Here is a 3,565-nt window from a genome sequence, read left to right as displayed (position 1 = left end):
ACCGGCGTACGGCCGGAGCCGCGGCCCGCCCATGGGCCGCCCGCCGGGACCGTGCCGAAACCATCCTCCGGATCTGCCGGCGCCGCACCCGTCACCGGAGCGGCGTCCGCGGACGCCGCCGGGTCCGGCGGCCACGGCCAAGTCCCGGGCGCGGGAGCGGACTTCGGCACCGGCACCGGCCCGGACTCCGACTCGGACTCCGACCCTGGCCCCGACTCCGATGCGGACGCGGGCTCCGACTCCGGCCCCGCGATCCCGGAGCAGCCGCGGCTCACCGACAAGGGGCTGCCCAAGCGCACCCCGCACCACGTCGAGCCACGCACGGGCGGGCCCGACAAGCCGCGCAACCACAGCGCGAACGCCGACGAAATGCGCCGCCGCCTGGGCGGATTCCAGCGGGGAGCCGAGCACGGACGCCGTGACGCGGCGGCCGAGACCGGCGCTGATGAGAGGGAGACCGGTCAACGGGGGACGCAGTCGGATGGCGGCACCGCCGAGGAGGCCCGTACGTGAACGCGTCCACCACGCGCACCACTGGCAGTACCCAAGCGCGCAATCTGCGCTGGCTGTTGGAGAATCTCGTCGACGAGGTGCCGGGCGTCCTGTCCGTCGCCGTCGTCTCGTCCGACGGGCTGCTCCTGCTGTCCTCGGACGGGGGCCTGGACGCCGCCGGAACCGGTGACGCCGCCGACGGGACGCCGGACTCCGGCGCCCCGGGCCCCGGAACGCCCACGGGCGACGCTACCGACGCCGCAGACGCCGCAGACGGCACCGGCGCCCGGGACGCGGCTTCCCCCTCCTCCTCCGTCCCCCCGTCCGTACGCCGCGGCGCGCGCCGCGGCCCGAAGGGGACGAGCGCCGACCTGGCCACCATCGTCTCCGGGCTCGGCTCGCTCACCCTCGGCGCGGCGAAGCTCATGGACGGCGGGGAGATACGTCAGACGGTCATCGCCATGGACGAGGGCTCGCTCTTCGTGATGTCGATCAGCGACGGCTCGCTCCTGGGCGTACACGCCACACCGGACTGCGACATGAGCGTCGTCGCCTACCACATGGCGCTGTTCGTCGGCCGCGCCGGCCATGTCCTCACCCCCGAACTCCGCACAGAACTGCGCTCGTCGATGGAGCTGGACCAGTGACACCTGCTTCTTCCCCTTCCTCGTCCTCGCCGCCTCCCTTGCCCGTACGCGGCGAGAGCGGCAAGTCCAAGAGAGTCCGCCCCTACACCCTCACCGGGGGCCGTACACGCTTCGGCCACGTGCTGCTGGTCGAGACGATCGTCGCGGCCATCGAAGCGCCGGAGGAGCGGCCCGAGTTGACCTCGGGAGGGCTGCGCGACCGCGTGATGCCCGAGATGCGCGCGATCGTCGAACTCTGCCGCCGCATGCGGTCGGTCGCGGAGATCGCGGCACTGTTGAAGATGCCTCTGGGCGTGGTACGGGTTCTGCTGAGCGACCTCGCCGACCAGGGGCGGGTACGCGTTCACGGCACCGGGCACGGCAGCGACCGTCCCGATCGTGCGCTGTTGGAAAGGGTGCTGGGTGGACTTCGCAGGCTCTGAGCCGGTCGTGGAAGAAGTGCGGAGCGCGGCGGGCACCGCCCCGGGAGTGGCGGAGTGGCAGGAGGATCTCTCGAAGGCGCCGATATCGACGAAGATCGTCGTCGCCGGAGGCTTCGGCGTCGGCAAGACGACGCTCGTCGGTGCGGTCTCCGAGATCGAGCCGCTGACGACCGAGGCGCTGATGACGCAGGCGAGCGAGGAGACGGACGACATCGCCGCCACGCCCGAGAAGACCACGACGACCGTGGCCATGGACTTCGGGCGCATCACCCTCGAATCCGACCTGGTGCTCTATCTGTTCGGCACCCCGGGCCAGCAGCGCTTCTGGTTCATGTGGGACGACCTCGTGCGCGGCGCGATCGGCGCCGTGGTGATGGCCGACACGCGCCGTCTGGAGGACTGCTTCCCGGCTCTGGACTACTTCGAGAGCTGCGGATATCCGTACGTGGTCGCGGTGAACCACTTCGAGGGGACCCCCGCCTACGAGGCCGAGGACGTACGAGAGGCCCTCTCCGTCCCCCGGCACGTACCCGTTGTGATCATGGACGCGCGGGAGCGGACGACAGTCCTCAAGTCCCTTCTCGCGCTGGTCGGTCACGCCTTGGACGTCACGCCCGCCTGAAGCGCGCGCGGCGCGGAACTGCACACACGTACGGAGAAGAGAGACCGCCATGCGGAAGATACTGATTGTCGGCGCCGGCCAGGCGGGCCTCCAGCTCGCGCTGGGCCTTCAGTCCCAGGGCTACGAGGTCACCGTGATGTCGAACCGCACGGCGGACGAGATCCGCGGCGGCCGTGTGATGTCGACCCAGATGCAGTTCCACACGGCCCTTCAGAAGGAACGCGACATCGAGGCCAACTTCTGGGAGAACCAGGCCCCGAAGGTCGAGGGCCTGGGCGTCTCCGTCGCCGACCCGGAGTCCGTGCAGGGGCCGGGCGAGACCCAGCGGGCCATCAACTGGCTGGGCAGGCTGGACGGTTACGCGCAGTCCGTCGACCAGCGAGTGAAGATGTCCGGCTGGATGGAGACCTTCGCCCAGCGCGGCGGCCAGCTCGTCATCCACGGCGCCGCCGTCTCCGACCTCGACTTCTTCGCCAGGAAGTACGACCTCGTCCTGGTGGCCGCCGGCAAGGGCGAGTTGGTCTCGATGTTCGAGCGGGACGCGGAGCGCTCCCCGTACGACGCCCCGCAGCGCGCCCTCGCCGTCAGCTACGTCCACGGGCTCGGCCCGCGCCCCGAGCACCCCGAGACCGAGGCGGTGCGCTGCAATCTGGTGCCGGGCGTCGGCGAACTCTTCGTCATGCCCTGCCTGACGACCTCCGGGCGCTGCGACATCCTCTTCTGGGAGGGCATCCCGGGCGGACCGCTGGACGTCTTCCAGGGCATCAAGGACCCGAACGAGCAGCTCGCCAAGACCCTTGAGCTGCTGGAGCAGTTCACGCCCTGGGAGTACGCGCGGGCCACGAAGGTCGAGCTGACGGACGCGGGCGGCACGCTGTCGGGACGGTACGCGCCGACCGTGCGCAAGCCCGTCGGGCGGCTGCCCGGCGGCGGCGCGGTGCTCGGCGTCGCGGACGTCGTCGTCGCCAACGACCCCATCACGGGCCAGGGTTCGAACTCCGCCGCCAAGTGCGCGGCCACCTATCTCGACGCCATCCTGGAGCACGGCGACAAGCCGTTCGACGAGGAGTGGATGCAGCAGACCTTCGACCGCTTCTGGGCCCATGTGCAGCACACCACGAAGTGGACGAACGCGATGCTGGCGCCGCCGCCCGAGCACGTGCTCAACCTGATCGGCGCGGCCGGCCAACTCCAGCCCGTGGCCGACCGGTTCGCCAACGGCTTCGACAACCCGGCGGACTTCGAGGAGTACTTCTACGACCCGGCGAAGGCCGAGGCGTACCTGGGCAGCGTCGCGGGAGGCTGACCGACCACGGTCCCGCCGCCCGCCGCGCCGCCGCACATCGGCGGGGTTCCGGCCGCCGCCCCGTGATCGCCCCGGG

General features: G+C 71.2%; 4 protein-coding genes and 1 pseudogene. All 5 read left to right on the top strand.

Annotated elements, in window-relative coordinates; genetic code table 11:
• A pseudogene (locus AN218_RS30450) lies at nucleotides 1–513 on the top strand (nitrate- and nitrite sensing domain-containing protein); the annotation flags it as partial.
• Nucleotides 510–1,139: a roadblock/LC7 domain-containing protein gene (locus AN218_RS30445; RefSeq protein WP_070020259.1), complete on the top strand. Its 630-nt coding sequence runs from the start codon at nucleotides 510–512 to the stop codon at nucleotides 1,137–1,139. The pseudogene AN218_RS30450 and the gene AN218_RS30445, both read left to right, overlap by 4 nt.
• Nucleotides 1,136–1,561 (top strand): DUF742 domain-containing protein, encoded by a 426-nt coding sequence (locus tag AN218_RS30440; RefSeq protein WP_079132760.1) that lies wholly within the window; start codon nucleotides 1,136–1,138, stop codon nucleotides 1,559–1,561. The genes AN218_RS30445 and AN218_RS30440 overlap by 4 nt, the downstream gene beginning before the upstream one ends.
• A gap of 7 nt (nucleotides 1,562–1,568) precedes the next feature.
• Nucleotides 1,569–2,183, top strand: coding sequence for a GTP-binding protein (locus AN218_RS30435; protein WP_070020261.1), 615 nt, complete (start codon nucleotides 1,569–1,571; stop codon nucleotides 2,181–2,183).
• A 49-nt stretch (nucleotides 2,184–2,232) separates the two neighbouring features.
• The gene (locus AN218_RS30430) at nucleotides 2,233–3,489 is read left to right on the top strand and encodes a styrene monooxygenase/indole monooxygenase family protein (protein ID WP_070020257.1); all 1,257 of its coding nucleotides are present in this window, start codon (nucleotides 2,233–2,235) and stop codon (nucleotides 3,487–3,489) included.
• Nucleotides 3,490–3,565 lie beyond the last annotated feature (76 nt).

This window comes from Streptomyces nanshensis, assembly GCF_001751255.1.
GTDB lineage: Bacteria > Actinomycetota > Actinomycetes > Streptomycetales > Streptomycetaceae > Streptomyces > Streptomyces nanshensis_A.
The sequence above is the reverse complement of the archived record's forward strand: the minus strand, read 5'-3'. Positions and strand labels throughout refer to the sequence as shown.